Annotated in this window: 18 protein-coding genes and 1 tRNA gene; 14 read left to right on the forward strand and 5 right to left on the reverse strand. The window is 52.5% G+C overall.

The window, feature by feature from the left end; translation table 11 throughout:
- Positions 1-11: 11 nt before the first annotated feature.
- From ctaD to ACQ0MK_RS20260, 14 genes are all read left to right on the forward strand, one after another.
- Positions 12-1,601, forward strand: coding sequence for a cytochrome c oxidase subunit I (ctaD, locus tag ACQ0MK_RS20195; protein WP_430474143.1), 1,590 nt, complete (start codon positions 12-14; stop codon positions 1,599-1,601).
- Between the two features lie 79 nt (positions 1,602-1,680).
- Complete coding sequence (locus tag ACQ0MK_RS20200; RefSeq protein ID WP_350160729.1) at positions 1,681-2,607, forward strand: heme o synthase; 927 nt, start codon at positions 1,681-1,683, stop codon at positions 2,605-2,607.
- The gene (locus ACQ0MK_RS20205) at positions 2,604-2,744 is read left to right on the forward strand and encodes a hypothetical protein (protein ID WP_430474144.1); all 141 of its coding nucleotides are present in this window, start codon (positions 2,604-2,606) and stop codon (positions 2,742-2,744) included. Before ACQ0MK_RS20200 ends, ACQ0MK_RS20205 begins: the two co-directional genes overlap by 4 nt.
- Positions 2,745-2,750: 6 nt before the next feature.
- Positions 2,751-3,341, forward strand: a complete 591-nt coding sequence (locus ACQ0MK_RS20210) for a cytochrome c oxidase assembly protein (protein ID WP_430474145.1) — start codon at positions 2,751-2,753, stop codon at positions 3,339-3,341.
- 82 nt (positions 3,342-3,423) lie between these two features.
- Complete coding sequence (locus tag ACQ0MK_RS20215) at positions 3,424-4,224, forward strand: cytochrome c oxidase subunit 3 (protein WP_350040907.1); 801 nt, start codon at positions 3,424-3,426, stop codon at positions 4,222-4,224.
- A 33-nt stretch (positions 4,225-4,257) separates the two neighbouring features.
- Entirely contained in the window at positions 4,258-4,617 is a 360-nt protein-coding gene (locus ACQ0MK_RS20220) for a DUF983 domain-containing protein (RefSeq protein ID WP_350040906.1), read from the forward strand.
- Positions 4,618-4,632: 15 nt separating this feature from the next.
- A complete protein-coding gene (locus ACQ0MK_RS20225; RefSeq protein WP_430474146.1) occupies positions 4,633-5,376 on the forward strand; it encodes an SURF1 family protein in 744 nt (247 codons plus the stop codon).
- Between the two features lie 114 nt (positions 5,377-5,490).
- Entirely contained in the window at positions 5,491-6,978 is a 1,488-nt protein-coding gene (locus ACQ0MK_RS20230; RefSeq protein ID WP_430474147.1) for a carboxypeptidase M32, read from the forward strand.
- A gap of 124 nt (positions 6,979-7,102) precedes the next feature.
- Positions 7,103-7,522: a cyclic nucleotide-binding domain-containing protein gene (locus ACQ0MK_RS20235; protein WP_430474148.1), complete on the forward strand. Its 420-nt coding sequence runs from the start codon at positions 7,103-7,105 to the stop codon at positions 7,520-7,522.
- A 185-nt stretch (positions 7,523-7,707) separates the two neighbouring features.
- A complete protein-coding gene (gene thrC, locus ACQ0MK_RS20240) occupies positions 7,708-9,105 on the forward strand; it encodes a threonine synthase (protein WP_430474149.1) in 1,398 nt (465 codons plus the stop codon).
- 48 nt (positions 9,106-9,153) lie between these two features.
- Positions 9,154-10,413 carry a M16 family metallopeptidase gene (locus ACQ0MK_RS20245; protein ID WP_430474150.1) on the forward strand — a complete coding sequence of 420 codons (1,260 nt, stop codon included), beginning with the start codon at positions 9,154-9,156 and terminating at the stop codon, positions 10,411-10,413.
- A gap of 131 nt (positions 10,414-10,544) precedes the next feature.
- Positions 10,545-11,477 (forward strand): ROK family protein, encoded by a 933-nt coding sequence (locus tag ACQ0MK_RS20250; protein WP_430474151.1) that lies wholly within the window; start codon positions 10,545-10,547, stop codon positions 11,475-11,477.
- A 1-nt stretch (position 11,478) separates the two neighbouring features.
- A complete protein-coding gene (locus tag ACQ0MK_RS20255; RefSeq protein WP_430474152.1) occupies positions 11,479-12,204 on the forward strand; it encodes a copper homeostasis protein CutC in 726 nt (241 codons plus the stop codon).
- Between the two features lie 248 nt (positions 12,205-12,452).
- A complete protein-coding gene (locus ACQ0MK_RS20260) occupies positions 12,453-13,820 on the forward strand; it encodes a diguanylate cyclase (RefSeq protein ID WP_430474153.1) in 1,368 nt (455 codons plus the stop codon).
- Between the two features lie 116 nt (positions 13,821-13,936).
- On the opposite strand, the gene ACQ0MK_RS20265 is transcribed toward ACQ0MK_RS20260, so the two are convergent.
- The 5 genes from ACQ0MK_RS20265 to ACQ0MK_RS20285 all read right to left on the reverse strand — a co-directional run bounded on the left by ACQ0MK_RS20265 (position 13,937) and on the right by ACQ0MK_RS20285 (position 19,417).
- Positions 13,937-14,011, reverse strand: a tRNA-Gln gene (locus tag ACQ0MK_RS20265).
- A gap of 78 nt (positions 14,012-14,089) precedes the next feature.
- Positions 14,090-15,019 carry a 4-(cytidine 5'-diphospho)-2-C-methyl-D-erythritol kinase gene (locus ACQ0MK_RS20270; protein ID WP_430474154.1) on the reverse strand — a complete coding sequence of 310 codons (930 nt, stop codon included), beginning with the start codon at positions 15,017-15,019 and terminating at the stop codon, positions 14,090-14,092.
- Between the two features lie 20 nt (positions 15,020-15,039).
- Positions 15,040-16,755 carry a tetratricopeptide repeat protein gene (locus ACQ0MK_RS20275; protein ID WP_430474155.1) on the reverse strand — a complete coding sequence of 572 codons (1,716 nt, stop codon included), beginning with the start codon at positions 16,753-16,755 and terminating at the stop codon, positions 15,040-15,042.
- 196 nt (positions 16,756-16,951) lie between these two features.
- Positions 16,952-17,575, reverse strand: a complete 624-nt coding sequence (locus ACQ0MK_RS20280) for a DJ-1/PfpI family protein (RefSeq protein WP_430474156.1) — start codon at positions 17,573-17,575, stop codon at positions 16,952-16,954.
- A 204-nt stretch (positions 17,576-17,779) separates the two neighbouring features.
- Entirely contained in the window at positions 17,780-19,417 is a 1,638-nt protein-coding gene (locus ACQ0MK_RS20285) for an electron transfer flavoprotein-ubiquinone oxidoreductase (protein WP_430474157.1), read from the reverse strand.
- Between the last annotated feature and the right edge of the window lie 86 nt (positions 19,418-19,503).

Raw genomic sequence — 19,503 nt, forward strand, 5'->3', positions numbered from 1 at the left:
GGGAGAGATTGATGGCTCACGCTGACACACATGATCACGATCATGATCATACACCCGGCTTCTTTACGCGTTGGTTCCTGTCGACCAACCATAAAGACATCGGTACGCTTTATCTTATCTTCTCGGTGATTGCCGGCCTTATTGGCGGCGCGTTTTCGGTCTGGTTCCGCATGGAACTGGCGCATCCGGGAACGCAGATCATTGAAGATCATCAGTTCTTTAACGTGCTTGTGACCGCACATGGCATGATCATGGTGTTCTTTGTTGTTATGCCTGCCATGATTGGCGGGTTCGGCAACTGGTTTGTCCCGATCATGATTGGCGCGCCTGATATGGCGTTCCCGCGTTTGAATAACATTTCGTTCTGGTTAATTGTTCCGGCCTTTATCCTTCTGATGCTATCTGCCGTTGTTGGCAGCGGTGCCGGAACGGGTTGGACGGTTTATCCGCCGCTTTCGGGCATCATCGGGCATCCCGATGCGTCCGTTGATATGGCGATCTTTGCCCTGCACCTTGCAGGTGCAAGCTCGATCCTTGGCGCGGTGAACTTTATCACCACGATCTTTAACATGCGTGCGCCGGGTATGACCCTGCACAAAATGCCGCTGTTTGCGTGGGCAATGCTGGTAACTGCATTCCTGCTTCTGCTGGCTGTGCCGGTTCTTGGTGGCGCGATCACCATGCTTCTGACCGACCGTAACTTTGGCACGGATTTCTTTAATCCGGCCGGTGGCGGTGACCCGATCCTGTATCAGCACCTGTTCTGGTTCTTTGGTCATCCTGAAGTTTACATCATGATCCTGCCGGGCTTTGGCATCGTCAGTCACATCATCTCTACCTTCTCGCGCAAGCCGGTCTTTGGCTATCTCGGGATGGCATATGCGATGGTAGCAATTGGGGTTGTCGGCTTCATCGTTTGGGCGCACCACATGTATACGGTGGGCATGGACGTTGATACCCGCGCATACTTCACCGCGGCGACGATGGTGATTGCGGTTCCGACCGGGGTTAAAATCTTCTCTTGGATTGCGACCATGTGGGGTGGTTCGATCACCCTGCGTGCACCGATGCTTTGGGCTATCGGCTTTATCTTCCTGTTCACTGTGGGCGGTGTGACAGGTGTGATGTTGGCGAACTCGGGCCTCGATCTGCCGTTGCATGACACCTACTTTGTTGTGGCACACTTCCACTACGTTCTGTCACTTGGTGCCATCTTCTCGATCTTTGCTGGTTTCTATTACTGGTTCAGCAAAATGTCGGGTTACGAGATCTCCGATCTTGGTGCGAAGATCCATTTCTGGCTCTTCTTCATCGGCGTTAACCTGACCTTCTTCCCGCAGCACTTCTTGGGCCTTGCCGGCATGCCACGTCGTTATGCTGACTACCCGGATGCGTTTGCTGGCTGGAACCTTGTTTCGTCTTACGGTGCGTATCTTTCGTTCGCATCGACCATCTTCTTCCTTGGTGTGGTGGCGCATGCCTTCATCCGTGGCAAGAAGGCCGAAGCAAACCCATATGGTGAAGGTGCAGATACTTTGGAATGGACCGTCAGCTCACCGCCGCCGTTCCATACCTTTGACGAACTGCCGCGTATCAAGTAAGTGATCCTGGTTTAAGTCCCCCGCAGGACTGTCTTGCGGGGGGCGCCTTACCGCCCCAAAAAGAGAAGACCAGATTTCTATGACCAAGCAGGTTGCCAACCAGACCCTTGCGCTTGAAGACATCGCAAAACTCCCGATTTCGGAGGTGCGTGACTATATTGCGCTGCTTAAACCCGGTGTGATGACCTTGGTCGTCTTTACCGGTGCTGTGGGTCTGTTGATTGCGCCGGGATCAATTCATCCGTTCCTGGGACTCGTCGCGATCGCCTGTATTGCTGTTGCCAGTGGCGCGGCTGCGTCGATTAATATGTGGTATGACCGAGATATCGACATCCACATGAAACGGACTCAAAACCGGCCGATTCCGGCAGGGCGCGTACAGGCCGAAGAGGCCCTGTCACTTGGCGTTGCCCTGTCGATCATGTCGGTGACTGTGATGGCGGTTGCCATCAATATTGCGGCTGCGGTTTTGCTGGCTGTTTCGATTGCGTTCTACGTTTTCGTCTACACCATGTGGCTTAAGCGCAGCACACCACAGAATATCGTCATTGGCGGTGCCGCCGGGGCGTTTCCCCCGATGATCGGCTGGGCGTCGGTGACGGGCGGGATTGATATCAATTCAATCGCGCTGTTTATGATTATCTTTATGTGGACACCACCGCATTTCTGGGCGCTGGCCCTGTTCCGTTGCGGGGATTACGCCAAGGTCGGGGTTCCAATGATGCCGGTTGTTGCCGGTGAAGCGGCAACCAAAAAGCAGATGCTGATTTATACCATCCTGCTTTTGCCGGTCACTTTGGTGCCGGTTGCGACCGGATTGCTTGGTGTCTTTTATGGTGTGACAGCAGTTCTTACCGGACTGTGGTTCTTGCGCCATGCGGTTCGTGTTTTGCGCAATGCTGAAGAACGCGCACCGCACAAGATGTTTGGATATTCCATCCTGTATCTGTTTGTCCTGTTCGGGGCGATGGTTGCGGATGTTTGGTTGGTTGGATTTATGGCATGAGCGAACAGGCAGAGCAGAACAAGGCCGAGCTTGCGGCATTTCTTGCCCAACGTAAAAAGAAGAACAGGGTGTTTCTGGTTATCCTTGCTGGATTGGCCGTTCTGTTCTTTGCGATCACAATTTTGAAGATGAGCTAGGACGCCATGGCTGACCAGACGCGCATAGACAAAATGAAAGCACAGAACAAGCGTGTCTTGTTGAGCTGTGTTGTCGTTGTCGGCGGTATGGTCGGCTTGGCCTATGCGTCTGTGCCGCTTTACAAACTGTTTTGTCAGGTTACCGGATTTGGCGGCACGCCTCAGATCGTGACAGAAGCACCGGCCGAGGTGTCTGAAAAAACGATCAAGATCCGGTTCAATGCGGATGTGAATTCCGACCTGAATTGGCAGTTTAAACCAGAACAACGCGAGATTACCGTTCGCCTTGGCGAAGATAATCTTGCGCATTATGTGGCGGAAAATATGTCGGTCCGTCCGGTTACCGGACAGGCGGTTTATAACGTTACACCCCTTAAGGCCGGTCAATATTTCAGCAAGATCGCGTGTTTCTGTTTTGACGAGCAAACCCTTCAACCGGGACAGCGCGTCGACATGCCGGTCAGCTTCTATGTTGATCCTGCCATTGCCGAAGACATGAATACCAACGACGTAAAGACAATTACCCTGTCCTACACCTTCTTCAAGTCCGAGGCATCGGTTGAAGTTGTGGACGGGAATGAAGATCAGGGAGGCTGACAGTTCACCATCCGGTGGTCTGTTAACTCCGTTTAATAAAACGTACTTGAGTTTCTTTTTTTAAGATTGAGGGGGACAAGGAATGAGTGATCATGCTCAGAAACATCCGTTCCACCTGGTAGATCCAAGCCCGTGGCCGTTGGTGGCTGCAACTGCGGCAGGTCTGTTTACCGGTGGCATGGTCATGTTCATGCATTCGGACCGTGCGCCGGCTGATTTTTGGCTGGCAGGGATCGGCATTGCGGGCATCCTGTTTGTGATGTTCCGTTGGTGGGGCAATGTTATTGCCGAGTCAAAGATTTACCATAACAAGGTCGTTCAGATCGGTCTGCGTTATGGCATGTCGTTGTTCATCGCATCCGAGGTAATGTTCTTTGTTGCCTTCTTCTGGGCGTTCTTCCACAACGCGTTCGTGATCTTTAGCCCGGGTGTGACCGAATGGCCGCCTGCAGGGGTCGAAGTTCTTGATCCGTGGGACCTGCCGTTCCTCAACACCCTGATCTTGCTGCTGTCGGGTTGTACCCTGACCTGGGCGCATCACGGGTGCCTTGAAGGCAAGAAAAAGGATCTGGTACAGGGGCTGGCGCTGACCGTTGGCCTTGGCATCATCTTCCTGTTCCTGCAGATGTACGAATACAGCCATGCTGCGTTTGGTTTTGCAGACAACATCTATTCTTCGACCTTCTACATGGCGACCGGTTTCCACGGTTTCCACGTGTTTGTCGGAACGGTGTTCCTCGCTGTTTGTCTGGTTCGTGCGATGAAGGATGGCTTCGATGCCAAACAGCATTTCGGTCTTGAGGCGGCAGCTTGGTACTGGCACTTCGTTGACGTTGTCTGGTTGTTCCTGTTCTTCGCAGTGTATATCTGGGGCGGCGAATAAGCCGGTCTGACCCGATTTTTCGGGACCAAGATCATGGATGATTTTTATCCAAACCTTTCCCCCATTCGTACCGGGTTAGCATGCAAATGCCCCCGCTGCGGTGGGGGAAAGCTGTTTTCGGGCTATTTGACGGTTCGGGAAAACTGTGATGTCTGCGGATTGGATTTACGCGGGCATGATACCGGTGACGGTCCGGCCGTTTTTATTATCTTTATTCTCGGATTTCTTGTGGTGCCCATGGCACTTTGGGTCGAAATGGCCTATATGCCGCCACTGTGGCTACACGCGTTGGTGTGGGGGCCGGTGATTGTTGGTGTCACACTGATCTTGCTTAGACCGTTAAAAGGTCTCATGGTGGCGCTGCAATTTCGTCATCGATCGACATCCGAATAGGACTGATTTCAATTTATGACACTTCTCATCACGCGCCCTAGTCTGGCGATGAAAATCTGCGCCGGGTTGTCTTTGATTATTCTGTTGGGGCTCGGCTCTTGGCAGGTGGACAGGTTATTCTGGAAGCAGGACCTGATTGATCAGCGTCAGGCACAGGCGGAGTTGCCGCCAATTGCGGTGCCAACAGACACCGTTCTTGATCCGGAAATCGACTTTCGCGCAGCTTATGCGGACGGGCATTATTTGAACGATCAGGAAAAATACCTGATGGCGCGCACACAACGCGGCAATGTCGGTTTTCAATTGATCACCCCGCTTGAACAGGAAGATGGTCGGATCATTCTGGTCAATCGTGGTTGGGTGCCATCTGATTATCGTGATCCCGCGACCCGCCCTGATAGCCTGATTGAAGGTTCGGTTCATGTTACCGGTGTTTTGCGTCTGCCCCGAGAAAAGCATTGGGCGCAGCCGGAAAATGATCCCCTGAAAAATCAGTGGTTCTATGTCGATGTAGACCATATGGCCGAAGATAGCGGTGCTGAACTTGCAAGCGCTTATTATCTGGAACTTGATGACACCGCCGTTCCCGGTGGATTGCCAATTGGCGGACAGGCCAAGGTAAAACTTCCCAACAGTCATCTTGAATATGCCATCACATGGTACAGCCTCGCCTTGACGCTGATTGTGATGTTTGTGCTCTACCATCGTCGTCCGAATGACGGTAAATCAGATGATGGGCACTCAAAGAAGTCTGCATAAGACGCAAACACCATTGTTCAAAAGCCATCAGGATGGTTGGCAGACGAGGTTATCCTGATGATTTGGTTCGAATGATTAAATGCGATGGGGCATCCCGGTCGCGCAGGAGCTGCTATGACACAAGCTTATGAAAAGCTCGAAGCCCGTTTCCGCCGTATGAGCGTTCTGTCAAACATCGGCGAGATGTTGCATTGGGACATGGCGGCCATCATGCCAGATGGCGGGGCGGATGCGCGCTCGGAACAGCTTGCGACGCTCAGCGTCCTGCATAACGAACTGGTCAATGCCCCTGAGATGGGCGACCTTCTTGATGCTGCTGAAAGCGAAAGTCTTGATGATTGGCAGAAAGCCAATTTGTCTGAGATGAAACGTGGTTGGGTGCATGGCACCGCCGTTCCGGCAGATCTGGTTGAAAAAATGTCGCGCGCTGAAACCAGTTGCGAAGTCGCATGGCGGACCGCACGGGCAGATAATGATTTCAAAGGTCTGCTGCCAAAATTGCAGGTGGTTCTTGATCTGTCGATTGAAGCAGGTCAAGCCAAGGCCGAAGCCCTTGGCACATCGGTTTATGATGCGCTTCTGGATCAATATGACCCGATGATGCGGTCTGAGCGCATCGATACCCTGTTTGCTGAACTTGAAGGCTTTTTGCCGGACTTTACCGCTGAGGTCATCGAGCGCCAAAAGTCGGAAGATAAGCCGATATCACCGGTTGGGCCGTTTCCGATTGAAACGCAAAACAAGGTAGGGCTTGATTTGATGAAGGCGGTCGGGTTCGATTTTGACCACGGCCGTCTGGATATTTCGCACCATCCGTTCTGTGGCGGGATTCCCGATGATGTGCGCATCACGACCCGCTATGACGAAAATGATTTCACATCCGCCATCATGGGTGTTCTGCACGAAACAGGGCATGCCATGTATGAACGTGGATTGCCAAAAGCCTGGCGGAACCAACTGGTTGGCAAGGCGCGCGGCATGACCATGCATGAAAGCCAGTCTTTGCTGGTTGAAATGCAAGCCTGTCGATCCGAAGAATTCCTGACTTATGCAGGCCCTGTCTTCAAACAGGCATTTGGTGGCGATGATGGTGCGTGGAATGCCAAGAACCTGCACCGTCTTTATACCCGCGTTGAACCGGGCTTGATCCGTGTCGATGCGGATGAAGTGACCTATCCGGCGCATGTGATTTTGCGCTATCGGCTGGAGCGCGCCCTGATCGAAGGCGATATGAAGCTTTCTGATCTTCCAGGTGCCTGGAACGAGATGATGGAAAAGCTTCTCGGTATTACGCCATCGGATGACCGGAATGGCTGTATGCAGGATATCCATTGGCCGTCTGGTGCTTGGGGCTATTTCCCGACCTACACATTGGGGGCAATGGCAGCAGCACAGATCTATGCCGCTGCCAAGGATGCCAACCCGGAAATACCGGCTGCTTTGTCACGCGGTGATTTCAGCCCGTTGATGGGTTGGCTTGGCACAAACATTCACAGTCGGGCTTCCAGCCGGTCGACCGATGAAATTTTGCAGGCTGCAACGGGGAAAGTTCTTGGCGTTGATGCGTTCAAGGCCCATATGTTGAGCCGGTACGGGCAGTGAAATCAATTGAATGACCGCAGCAATCTGCTAGCATTAACGGGTTCGGGTTCCGGGTTTTTCGTGCGATGATAAGTGGTTATACAGGGTAAATTCCCGTTTCAATCTTCATAGGCGCTGCAGTCATATGGGAATAACCGACGGTAATAAGAAGGTCATGGACCGGCAGGTCTTTGCCGTGGACCAAGTTATTTTCCGGGAAGGAAAACTGGGGAATGCTGCGTATGTTGTGCAAGAAGGCAAGGTTGAAGTCTTTAAAACCCTGAACGGTGAAGAAGAGGTCATTCTTGGCACGATCGAAGCCGGAGGCCTGTTTGGCGAACTTGCGCTTGTTGATAACAAACCGCGGATGGCATCAGCGCGTGCAACCGAACGGACGGTTCTGATCGCGATCAGCCGACAGACATTTGAAAAGAAAATGTCGGGTTCTGATCGCTTCATCAAAGCAATTTTGCGAATCCTGCTTGGGAACTATCGCACTGTGGTGCGTCGCGCGGCGATTGCTGAGGCCAAGCTTAAGGAACATGGCATTTCTGTTGATGATTAGGCCGGTATCATCGCCGACTTGATCATGTGCTTGCGCGATAATGCCTATCGCACGGCAGGCTTGTTTGATTGCCCCTTGACTATGTCTGCACTTCCCCTCACTAACTCAGGCGTTGGAGTGTGTTTTGCTGCCTTTTAGGCGCGAATGCACGGAACTGGTAATCGCCTAATTCAGGAGCAGGTCTAGTGCGCTATGTCAGCACGCGGGGAAGCGCCCCCGTTTTGCAGTTCGATGAAGTTCTTCTTGCCGGTCTGGCCCGTGACGGGGGGCTTTATGTTCCCGAAACTTGGCCAACCTTTTCCAAGGACGATATCCGTGCGCTGCGAACTCTGACCTACGCAGAAGTCGCGTTCAAAGTGATCCAGCCGTTTGTTGCCGGAACCGTTGATGACGATGCCCTGAAAGCCATTCTTGAAGAGACTTATCAGGGCTTTGATCATAAGGCCGTCGCACCGCTAAAACAGCTTGGTGCAAATGACTGGGTCATGGAACTGTTCCATGGTCCGACGCTTGCGTTCAAGGATTATGCGCTTCAGGTGGTTGGTCGTTTGTTTGACCATGTTCTGGCCAAACGCGGCGAGCGCATCACGATTGTTGGTGCGACGTCAGGTGATACAGGTTCCGCTGCGATTGAAGCCTGCCGTGACCGGGAAAATATCGACATCTTTATCCTGCATCCCAAAGGTCGGGTTTCCGAAGTTCAACGTCGCCAGATGACAACCATTCTGTCAGACAATGTCCATAACCTTGCTGTTGAGGGATCGTTTGACGATTGTCAGGATTTGGTCAAGGCGCTGTTTAATGATCATGGCTTCCGCGATGAAGTTGGCCTGTCGGCGGTAAACTCGATCAACTGGGCGCGTATCATGTGCCAGATCGCCTATTACTTCTGGGCTGGTGCGCAGCTTGGCTCGCCGGATCGCGAAATTTCGTTTTCTGTTCCGTCGGGTAACTTTGGCAATGTCTATGCCGGGTATGCCGCGATGCAGATGGGCCTTCCGATCAAGCAGTTTGTGGTTGGGGCCAACCGCAATGACATCCTTGCCCGTTTCTTCGAAAGCGGTGTGATGAAGATGGAAGGCGTTGAACCGTCGCTGAGCCCGTCGATGGACATTCAGGTCAGCTCGAACTTTGAACGTTTGATGTTTGATCTGTATGACCGTGATGGTCTGGCAATTGCCGACATGCTGACCAAGTTCCGCGAAACCGGGGTTATGGAAATGTCGCAAGGGCAGTTTGCCCGCGCACGTGAACATTTCGATGGCTATCGTCTTGATGATGACCAGACCCGGGCGGCGATCAAGGATATCTTGGAGACCAGTGGTGAACTGGTTGATCCGCATTCCGTGATCGGGATTGTTTCGGGACGTGAATGTAACCGTGATACATCTGTTCCGATGGTCGCACTGGCAACAGCACATCCAGCAAAATTCCCCGATGCGGTAAAGCAGGCTTCGGGTATTTACCCGGACTTGCCGCCGCGTCTTTCTGATCTATATGACCGACCAGAAAAGGTCGAACCCATGTCCAATGATGTGGCGAAATTGATGGCGCATGTCCGTAAAAATCGGCGTGCGGCCTGAACGCCAATTAGATAAAAGGCATGATATGAAAAACAGGAGTACTGCTATATGACAGTCGAGCTTACCAAGCTTGACAATGGGATGACGGTCGCAACGGATCGTCTTGACCATGTCGAATCTGTAGCCTTGGGAAGTTGGGTTGAAGTCGGGGCGCGTAACGAGACGCCTGATATCAACGGCATTTCTCATATGCTTGAACATATGGCCTTTAAAGGCACGCGTCGTCGTTCGGCATTGCAGATTTCCGAGGAAATCGAGTCTGTTGGTGGGCAGATGAATGCCTATACCTCGCGCGAGAATACGGCATATTACTGCAAGGTCCTGCATGAAGATCAGGAACTGGCAATTGATGTGATCGCCGATATCCTTCAGCACTCCACCCTGGATGCGAAGGAACTTGAACGCGAACGTCAGGTGATTTTGCAAGAGATCGGTCAGGCCAACGATACGCCAGACGATATCATTTTCGATTATTTCCAGGAAACCGCCCTGCCAGATCAGGCATTGGGCCGTTCTATCCTCGGAAGCCCGGAAAATGTATCTTCGCTGTCACGCGATCATTTATTTGATTTCATGTCACGCCGATACAGCCCGAAAAACATGGTGTTTTCTGCATCGGGGAAAGTAGAACATCAGCGTGTCGTCGATATGGTTTCGGAAAAGTTCGACAGCCTTCCGGCGCATGAAGATCATGAGATCGAGCCGTTGAAATACGAAGGCGGCAGCCGGATCGAGAACCGTAAACTTGAACAGGTTCACGTGATTATGGGCTTGCCGACGGTTTCCTATACGCATGACAGCTTCTTTGACCTGCAAGTGTTTAACACTTTGCTGGGGGGCGGCATGTCATCGCGTCTGTTTCAGGAAATCCGCGAAAAGCGTGGTCTGGTTTATTCGGTTTATAGTTTCTCATCGCACTATGTCGATGGCGGGCTGTTTTCGATCTATGCTGGTACGGGGGCTAATGACATTGGTGAACTGATGCCGGTCATGTGTGACGAACTTGTGCGTGCGACAGATGATCTGACCGAAGAAGAAGTCACCCGTGCGCGTGCACAGCTTAAAGCATCGGTTGTCATGGCAATGGAAAGCAATTCCGGTCGCTGTGAAACCCTTGCCCGTCAGATCCAGATTTTCGGTCGCCCGCAAAGCATGGAAGAAATCGTTGCCAAGGTCGATGCTGTCGACATTGAAAGCGTGCGCCGTGCAGGCAAGGCGCTGTTGGATGGCAAACCAACCATCACCGCCCTTGGTCCGGTCGATAAAATGCCGGAATATGATGATTTGGCAGCACGTTTGCGCAAATAAGCGCCAATTGTAGCCAAGTCTGAAAGTTATCTGAAAACGGCACGTGTCCAAATGGGCAGGTGCCGTTTCTTTTTGCGGCAGCGGTCAGGCTGGTGTATCCCCATATCAATCAGGATGATGGGGTAAGCAACATGCAATATGCCTTTGATATCGGCGGATCAAAGATCGAGTTCGGCGTTTTCAGTGATGATGGGGAAATCCTGCTTCACAGTAAAACACCGACGCCAAAAGACAATCGTGACGCGTTTGTTGCCGTCATTTCTGATGTGCTTGACGAAGCTGACCGTGAATTTGGTGTGCGTCCGGATATCGGTATCAGCTTTGCCGGGGCTGTTGATCCGCAAAATGGCGCGGTTATTTCCGCCAATATCCCTGCTATCATGGGGTGGTCGCTGGCATCCGAACTTTCCAAAATTCTGAACCGTAAGATTCTTGTGGAAAATGATGCCGATTGTTTCGCCCTTGCCGAGGCATTAAGCGGGGCGGCCAAAGATACCCAGACGGTTTTTGCGATCATATTGGGGACTGGCGTTGGTGGCGGGGTCGTTGTCAATAAGCAGTTTATTGGCGGTAAAAGTGGTGTGCGCGGCGAATGGGGTCATGGGAATGACGTTACCGGAACCCTCATTCGGTCCGGTCTTGCGCCGGTTGCCTGTGGTTGCGGGCAGACCGGATGTCTTGATGCATGGGGTGGTGCGCGTGGTCTTGAAAACATTCATGCCCAGATCAGCGGTAACCGACTTACCAGCTTTGACATCACCGATGCCTGGCGGGCCGGGGATTCCTATGCTGCCCGTGCGGTCGAGATATATTGTGAACTGGTGGCACGTGAACTTGCCCTGATGGTCAATGTGCTTGATCCCGATTGTGTGCCGGTCGGCGGCGGGATGGCATCTGAGCATGTCATCATTGCACAGATTGATGCATTGGTGCGTAAACGCGTTTTGGGACGCTATGACGCGCCGTTGGTTGTTCCGGGCGCCTATGCTGGTGATGGCGGCCTTCGGGGCGCTGCCATGCTTCATTCGGCGACCAATTACCGCTTGCACGAGGCAGGAAAATAGAATGACCACGGAAAACAAACCCGTACCGCAATCCCAACCGTTGCTTGAAGTCTGTGTTGAAAGTTTTCAGGACGCCCAGATCGCGACCAAAGCGGGGGCAGGGCGGATTGAATATTGTTCTGCGCTGGCACTTGGTGGCTTAACGCCGACACCCGGTGCAATGGAACGTATCGGCGATATTGGGGCACCCTGTATGGTCATGATCCGACCGCGACCGGGGAACTTTTGCTATCACGCCGATGACGTGTCGATTATGAAACGCGAAATTGCGCGCGCGCGCGATCATGGTGCGGCAGGTGTTGTGTTTGGGGCATGTAATGGTGCCGGTGGGCTTGATGTCCATATTTTGCAAAGTCTGTTGGCAGAATGCCGCGGTTTGAAGACAACCTTGCACCGCGCCTTTGATCAGGTAGCAGATCAGGTACAAGCACTTTCGCAGGCGATTGACATGGGGTTCGATCATATCCTGACCAGTGGTGGTGCGCCAGATGCCCAAAGCGGGCGCCATCAGCTTGCACAATTGAGGGCCTTGGCGCAGGGACGTATAGGCATTTTACCCGGTGCCGGGATCAATGCGGCCAATGCGCAAGACATTTTGCGCGCAACCGGTGGCCACGAACTGCACGCTTCATGCAAATTCACCAACGGAATTTTACCGGAAGACGAAGGCCGAACGCGGGTTGATCCAGGCCGGGTTCGGGCACTTTGTGCGGCGATGACCGGGTGATCGCATCGGGGTTAAGGCGGGGTGCTTTAAATTAATTGTGCAAACGTGGAATTGCCCTATGCGATGGTATGAGATGTGTTTAATCTTAAAAGACCGATTGCAGTAATCGTTAATTAAGAAGCTGATAATAAAGGTGTGGTTATGGCGCGTACAATCGCGATCAAACCGCCTTTCAGGGATTGGGTGTAGAAATGTCTAGCGAATTAGAAACTAAGCAACATTTTGATTTTGCAAATTTGGGACTGGAAATGGCCCAGGTGTTTGAGCATATCGATGCTGCTGTACTGGTGGTGGATCAGGATCGCAAGGTGGTTGCGACCAACGGCTTGGCATCGGACTTTTTCGGCTATGACGAGGGTGAGCTGTTAGGCCAGGAAACCCGTATCCTTTTTGACGATCCGGCTGATTTCGAAGAACTTGGGAAATCCCGCTACAATAACGAGGTGGCTGAGGGCTTTGGCGAACGGTTTGTCGTGCGCTATCGCCGCAAAGACGGTTCGGTCTTTGACGGGGCAACTGTCTCGGGGCTTATTCGAACGGCCGAAGACGGGACGGTATATTTCTTTGGTATGATCACCAATGTTTCGCGCCAGACGGCTGCGGAAAGTGCGCTGAACCAACTGCATGACATAACCTCGTCACGGGATCTGAATTTTGAACAGCGCGTTGATGCGATTTTGAAGCTTGGGACTAAACATTTTGGCCTGCCTATTGGCATTTTCAGCAAAATCACCAATGAACAATACGAAGTTCAGCAGGCCATACATCCTGAAAACGCCCTAACTCCAGGCATGAGCTTTGATCTTGGTGATACCTATTGCAGTCATGTGGTCAAAGCAGATGATGTTCGGGGCTTTCACCATGTTGCGCAAAGTGAAATTCACACCCACCCATGTTATAAGAGTTTCGGGCTTGAAGCCTATCTTGGCGCACCGATTGTGACCGATGGTGAGCGATACGGAACGCTAAACTTCTCAAGCCCGGTCCCGGCACGGGAATTTACCGGACAGGATATCGAGCTTGTCCGATTGTTCGCAGCCTGGCTGGGGCATGAAATTGCCCGTATGCGGGATTGGCGCGAGTTGGAGACAACCCGCGCAGAATTGGAACGTCTTGCGACACTTGATCCTTTGACGGGCCTATTTAATCGCCGTCACATGGAAGATTGTCTGCGGGCTGAATTGGAACGGGTTAAACGTTATAACAAGTCACTTGTTGTTGCGTTGCTTGATTTCGATAACTTCAAGGACCTCAATGATAGTTACGGCCACGACACTGGCGATGATGCGTTGAAGCTTTTTGCCAAAGTGTCGGCTGAAATGATGCGTGATACCGACGTGATTGCACGTTGGGGCGGGGAAGAATTCCTGATTTTGATGCCAGAAACCAAAGCCGCAGGTGCGCTCAAATATCTCGAGCGTTTGACCGACCGTATGCGTCATTCCGATTTCCATGCAAAGGATGTCGAAGTGAAGCTTACTCTTAGTGTTGGGCTTGGAATTGCGGGGCCGGATGATACCATTGATAAGTTGGTGTCGCGCGCGGATGTTGCGATGTATGAAGCCAAACAGGCGGGGCGGGATACCATCCGGATGTATTCGGAAGACGAAAGGTAACGCCCAATTGTGCGCATGGTACTGGTATTTCGATAAAGCGGGACGTGATAGAAATCACATCGTGAGACCGAAAAAAGAAAACCGCTTTGAGGAAAAGACCTCAAAGCGGTTTGTCTTGGCTGGGGCGGTAGGATTCGAACCTACGGTACACGATACCAAAAACCGATGCCTTACCACTTGGCCACGCCCCATCAGCGTGTGTGGCGCGGAAAATAGCGTTACCTTCGCCAGAGCGCAACCCTCTATTTGAAGGTTTTTTTGTTCATTGTTCAGTCTGGGAATGAAGCACCGATATTTGACAGTGTGCGGGCCTCCTGACACAGGATTTGTGTCGGCGAAATCCACCAGTCCGGATTGGCCTGCGCAATAGCATTTGCCGCGCGTTCAGCCTGCTCTGTGGTGTCATAAATGCCAAAGCAGGTCGCACCGCTGCCAGACATTCTTGCCAAAAGGCAGCCTTCCTCGCGGGCCAGTGCATTGAGCACGTCACAAATTTCTGGGAGGATCCCGGTGGCAGGCAATGTCAGATCATTTCCGCAGTCCGAAAGCGCATCGGCAAGGGCCGCGCCACTGTTAAATTCTTGATCGATGTTCCAAAGGCCCGTTTGGCTGAAATCTTCGTCTTCGCGGGCTTTGAAAATTTCGGGTGTCGAAACCGCCTTGCCCGGATTGATCAAAAGGACCGGGATCGGTGGCAAATCGGCAAGGTCGGTTAACTCATCGCCGATTCCCGACATCAGGCATGTCTGACCGTGAAGGCAAACCGTAACATCAGCCCCCAAGGATAGCGCAATGCGCGACAATGTTGCGGGGGCAGGATCAAGCTTCCACATATCGCACAAAAGCCGGATCGCGGCTGCGGCATCGGCGGAACCGCCCCCGATGCCCGATGCAATCGGCAGGCGCTTATCAAGGATAAGATCAGCGCCAAGGGTGGTTTTAGTTTCTTGCTGAAGAAGATGTGCAGCCCGGAGCACCAGATTGTCATTGGTGTCATCAAGCGACAGACCAGTTGCCATTGGCCCCGTGATGGTCAAGGTCACGATGCCGTCTTCGCGAAGCTCACCGGTAAGGACATCGCCAACGGCGGTAAAGCAGACGAGGCTTTCCAAAAGATGGTAGCCATCGTCGCGTTTGCCGATGATATGAAGGAACAGATTGATCTTGGCCGGTGCCTGTTCGCTATAGGTCGCAGACATGGTGTTTCTTCCCGAAGTGGTCAGTTCACGACAGTTGGTGCGACACTTGGCACCTGACCATTGATTTTGGCTTCTACGGTGGTCCGCAGTTCGGTCGTCGGATTGAACGAAAGGGCACGGTGCCACTGGAAACGAGCTTCGTGATAGCGCCCGATCTGCCAATAGGCGTCGCCCAAGTGATCATTGATCGTCGGATCGTCGGGTTTCAGTTCAACTGCCTTTTCAAGCTGTTCAACCGCATCATCAAACCGGCCGAGTTTGTAATAAACCCAACCAAGGCTGTCGACGATATAGCCGTCATCAGGTTGCAATTCGACTGCGCGCTTAAGCATGTTTTCGGCCTGGTCGAAATTCATGCCCATATCAACCCAGCTATATCCAAGATAATTCAGGACATAAGGCTGTTCTGGTTCAATTTCGAGGGCAAGCAGGAAGTCGGATTCGGCTTTTTTCCAATCGCCGGCCCGCTCATGAGAAATGCCCCGGCGATACAGCAATCGCCAGCCAACCAGCGTATCGCCACCCAATCGTTCAATCGCCTTGTTATAGGCGCTGGCCGCTTCGCTATATTGACCCTGAATGCGCAAGATATCGCCAAGCTGGATCAAGGCATCCGGGCGGTCTTTGCGTTCATCGACCATGTCTTGCAGAATTTTGATCGCTTTATCGGATTCCCCGATCTGCTCAAGGCTGGATGCAATGCGCAGGCGCGCGTTCCAGCTGTGCGGCGATGCATGGGGAATCGCACCATAGACGTCAATTGCAGTGTTAAACCGGCCCTGAATTTCCATGATTTCGCCAACCAGAAGGCGGGTGATGTCGTCATAGGGGCGCAGCGAAAGAGAATAGCGCGCCATCAACAGGGATGGTTCAACCGCATTTTCCTGACTAAGCAGGGTCGCGATATCAAGATAGGCTTCTGCAAGACCGGCCGCGGGGGGCAGCATGGTTGCCAAAGGCGGTTCGCCCCGTTCAAGACGGGCAAGATGGAATGGCATGGCAAGTGATTGCGGATGGCGGTCCATATAGCTTGCATAAAGCAGGGCGGCTTTTTGAACCTGCCCTTTGCGCTCATACACCGCGCCAAGGGCTTCGGCTGCGCGTAATGGCGCATCCGCCGGATCGCCATACGCGCTGGCAAGCGCACGTTCAGCGCCATCCAGATCATCGAAATAGGCAAGAATTAAACCACGGTGATATTCCGAAAGCGGGGTAAGCGAACCATTTCCCTGCATTTCATCAAGGGCGGTTAAGGCCTGTTCCGGGGCATTTAACCCGGCATAAAGCCATGCTTTCGCCAAAGGCGAGATCAGGGCGTTAATGCCCCGTTGTGGAAGGGCTGCGACGACATCAATGGCATCCTGATAGCGATTTTCGCCAATGGCTGCATCCATCACGGTCAGAGCGGCAAACAGGTCTTCGGAATTTTCCGCCTGAAGCTGTGTCGCGATATCCGTCGCATCAGCCATGCGACCATCGCTGATCAGGGCAAGAAACGCGCGGCGGCGCAATTCTGCGTTGTCCGGATCAAGTTCGTGGGCGCGCAACAAGTATTGCGCGGCATAGTTCGACTGGCTTTCGATCTGGGCTGCTTTACCGGCAAGGAAGTTGCCCGAGAAACCATCAGATTGCGGATACTGGAATTCAACTTGTTCAGGCTGCTGTGGCATAGAGCTACAGGCCGAAAGAGCAAGTGCCGTCATCGGAATGATGAATTGTAACAGTTGACGTTTCAAAGGCTTGTCCTGCGTCCGCAATTCGGGTTCGGTGTTGTCACAAATCGATCAACACCACATTGAATTTCGGGTTTAGCCTACTCAGTCGGCAATTATAAGGCAAAGCATTTGCAACAAGCAGCAAATAGCAAATTTGACGGAATGCGATATACATTTGCCAAAGCGCAGAAAATGGCGGTTGAGGCAGAAGGACTGCTTAACAGTAAAGCGGGCGCTTTGCCGGAACATCGAGTTGTTTGCTAATGATTTCACGGGCCTGTTTGCCAAATTGGGACCTTTGGCCGACCGGTGCAACGGTTTCAAGGATCGACATTGCCTTGTCCAATCCCACGGCCTTGGCCAAGAACCATCCGGCAAGATAGCTTGATGACAGGCAGCCGCCACTGGTGACGATATTGCCCTGCGCAACCAAAGGCCGATCTTCGATGATGGCATCGGTCCGGGCCAATGTCGGGCGGGTTTTGGTGTCGGTGGTGATGGTCGCAGGCAAAAGCCCCAAACGATACAGGAACAATACGCCAGAACATTGCGCACCAATCAATTGGCGTTCCGGATCAAGCAACAGTTCCCGTGTGATGGCTGTGTCATTGATATGATCGCGGGTATGAATGCCACTACCAAGTAACACCGCATCGGCGTCCTTCACAAATGACAGTGGTTTTTGAGCAGTAACAGTCACACCATTCATCGATGTCACGGTTTCGCCCGGTGCAGTGATTTCAGCGCAGATACCATCAGCCTTGGCCCGGTTTAATATCGACAGGGCAACAAAGCTGTCAAGTTCGTTAAAACCATCGAGTGTCACGATTGCAATCTTCATAGCATCTTCACCGCTGCTTAAAAGGGGAAGGCATTGAACGCGGAGATTGCAGCTTGCACAAGGAAAAACTGATTTATTGGAATAGGACTTTCAGACGGCTTTTGTTTGGAAATATGATTTGTGAATGGGTTGATTCCAATCATCACACCAAAAGAAAAAGACCCGCAAATAGCGGGCCTTTTTGTATGAGGAAAGCCAAACGTCTTACATATTCGGGTAATTTGGCCCACCGCCACCTTCGGGCACAACCCAGACGATGTTTTGGGTCGGGTCCTTGATGTCGCAGGTTTTACAATGCACGCAGTTCTGCGCATTGATCTGCAGGCGTTGACCACCTTTGTCTTCATCTTCGACAAATTCATAAACCCCGGCCGGGCAGAAACGGGCTTCTGGCCCGTCATAGACCGCAAGGTTGGTGGATACCGGAACGCTGTCATCTTTAAGGGTAAGATGCACAGGCTGGTCTTCACCATGGTTGGTGTTTGACAGGAAGACAGATGACAGTTTGTCAAAACTGACCACGCCATCCGGTTTCGGATAGTCGATCTTTGGCATCTCGGACGCGGGCTTCAGGCAGGAATGATCTGCGTGGTTTTTAAATGTCCACGGTGCCTTGCCGCCCAACAAATAGGTATCAACCGCACTGTAGGCCATACCGCCCCAGAAGCCCCATTTGGCAAAGCTTGGGCGGATATTGCGCACTTTGTGCAGTTCTGGATAAACCCAGCTGTCTTTTAGACGCTGCGGGTAACTGTCCATCTGTGCCGGAACTTCGTCTGCCGTCAGGGCCTCGAACGCGGCTTCAGCGGCAAGCATGCCGGTCTTCATCGCGGTGTGCGATCCTTTGATCTTCGGCACGTTCATAAAGCCTGCCGAACAACCGATCAGGCACCCACCGGGGAAGACCAGATCAGGGATCGACTGGAACCCGCCTTCGTTGAGCGCACGTGCGCCGTATGAAATGCGACGGCCTTTTTCGAAAATCTTGCGGATTTTCGGGTGCGTTTTGAAACGCTGGAATTCATCAAACGGGCTGAGATGCGGGTTCTCGTAATCCAGACCAATTACGAAACCAACAACCACCTGATTGTTATCAAGATGATACAGGAACGACCCGCCATAGGTGTCCTTATCAAGCGGCCAGCCGGTTGTATGCTGGATCAGGCCTTCTTTGTGAACTTCGGGATCAACTTCCCAAAGTTCCTTGATGCCGATGCCATACGTTTGCGGGTCTGAATTCTTGCGCAGATCAAATTTCTTGATCAACTGTTCAGACAGCGATCCACGGCAGCCTTCGGCAAAGAAGGTGTATTTCGCATGAAGTTCCATGCCCGGTTCATGGTTTGGGCCCGGCGTGCCATCACGCGTCAGGCCCATATCGCCTGTGGCAATCCCTTTGACCGAACCGTCGTCGTTAAACAGAACTTCGGCAGCGGCAAACCCCGGATAGACTTCAACGCCAAGCGCTTCGGCCTGTTCACCAAGCCAGCGACAGACATTACCAAGACTTACAATGTAATTGCCTTTGTTATGCATCTGCGGCGGGGTGGGGAGTTTTTGCGAGCCGGTTTCGCTCAATATTATGAACTCGTCCTTGCCGGCCGGAACGTTCAGCGGTGCACCGCGTTCTTTCCAGTCGGGGAAAAGTTCATTCATGGAGCGGGGCTCCATCACGGCACCAGACAGGGTATGGGCGCCGACTTCGGAGCCCTTTTCAACCACACAAACGGTGATTTCTTTTTCCTGTTCCTGGGCGAGTTGCATCAGTTTAATGGCAGCCGACAGACCGGATACACCGGCACCGACGACGACCACGTCAAATTCCATGGATTCGCGTTCCATTTGGCCTCTCTCCTTGGGCCGTTAACCTTGTCGAACTGTTTCCGTTCGTTGGTCAAAGGCCTTTATTCACCGATCAGAGTCTCGCC

This window comes from Thalassospira lucentensis (assembly GCF_050516545.1).
GTDB classification, from domain to species: domain Bacteria; phylum Pseudomonadota; class Alphaproteobacteria; order Rhodospirillales; family Thalassospiraceae; genus Thalassospira; species Thalassospira lucentensis_C.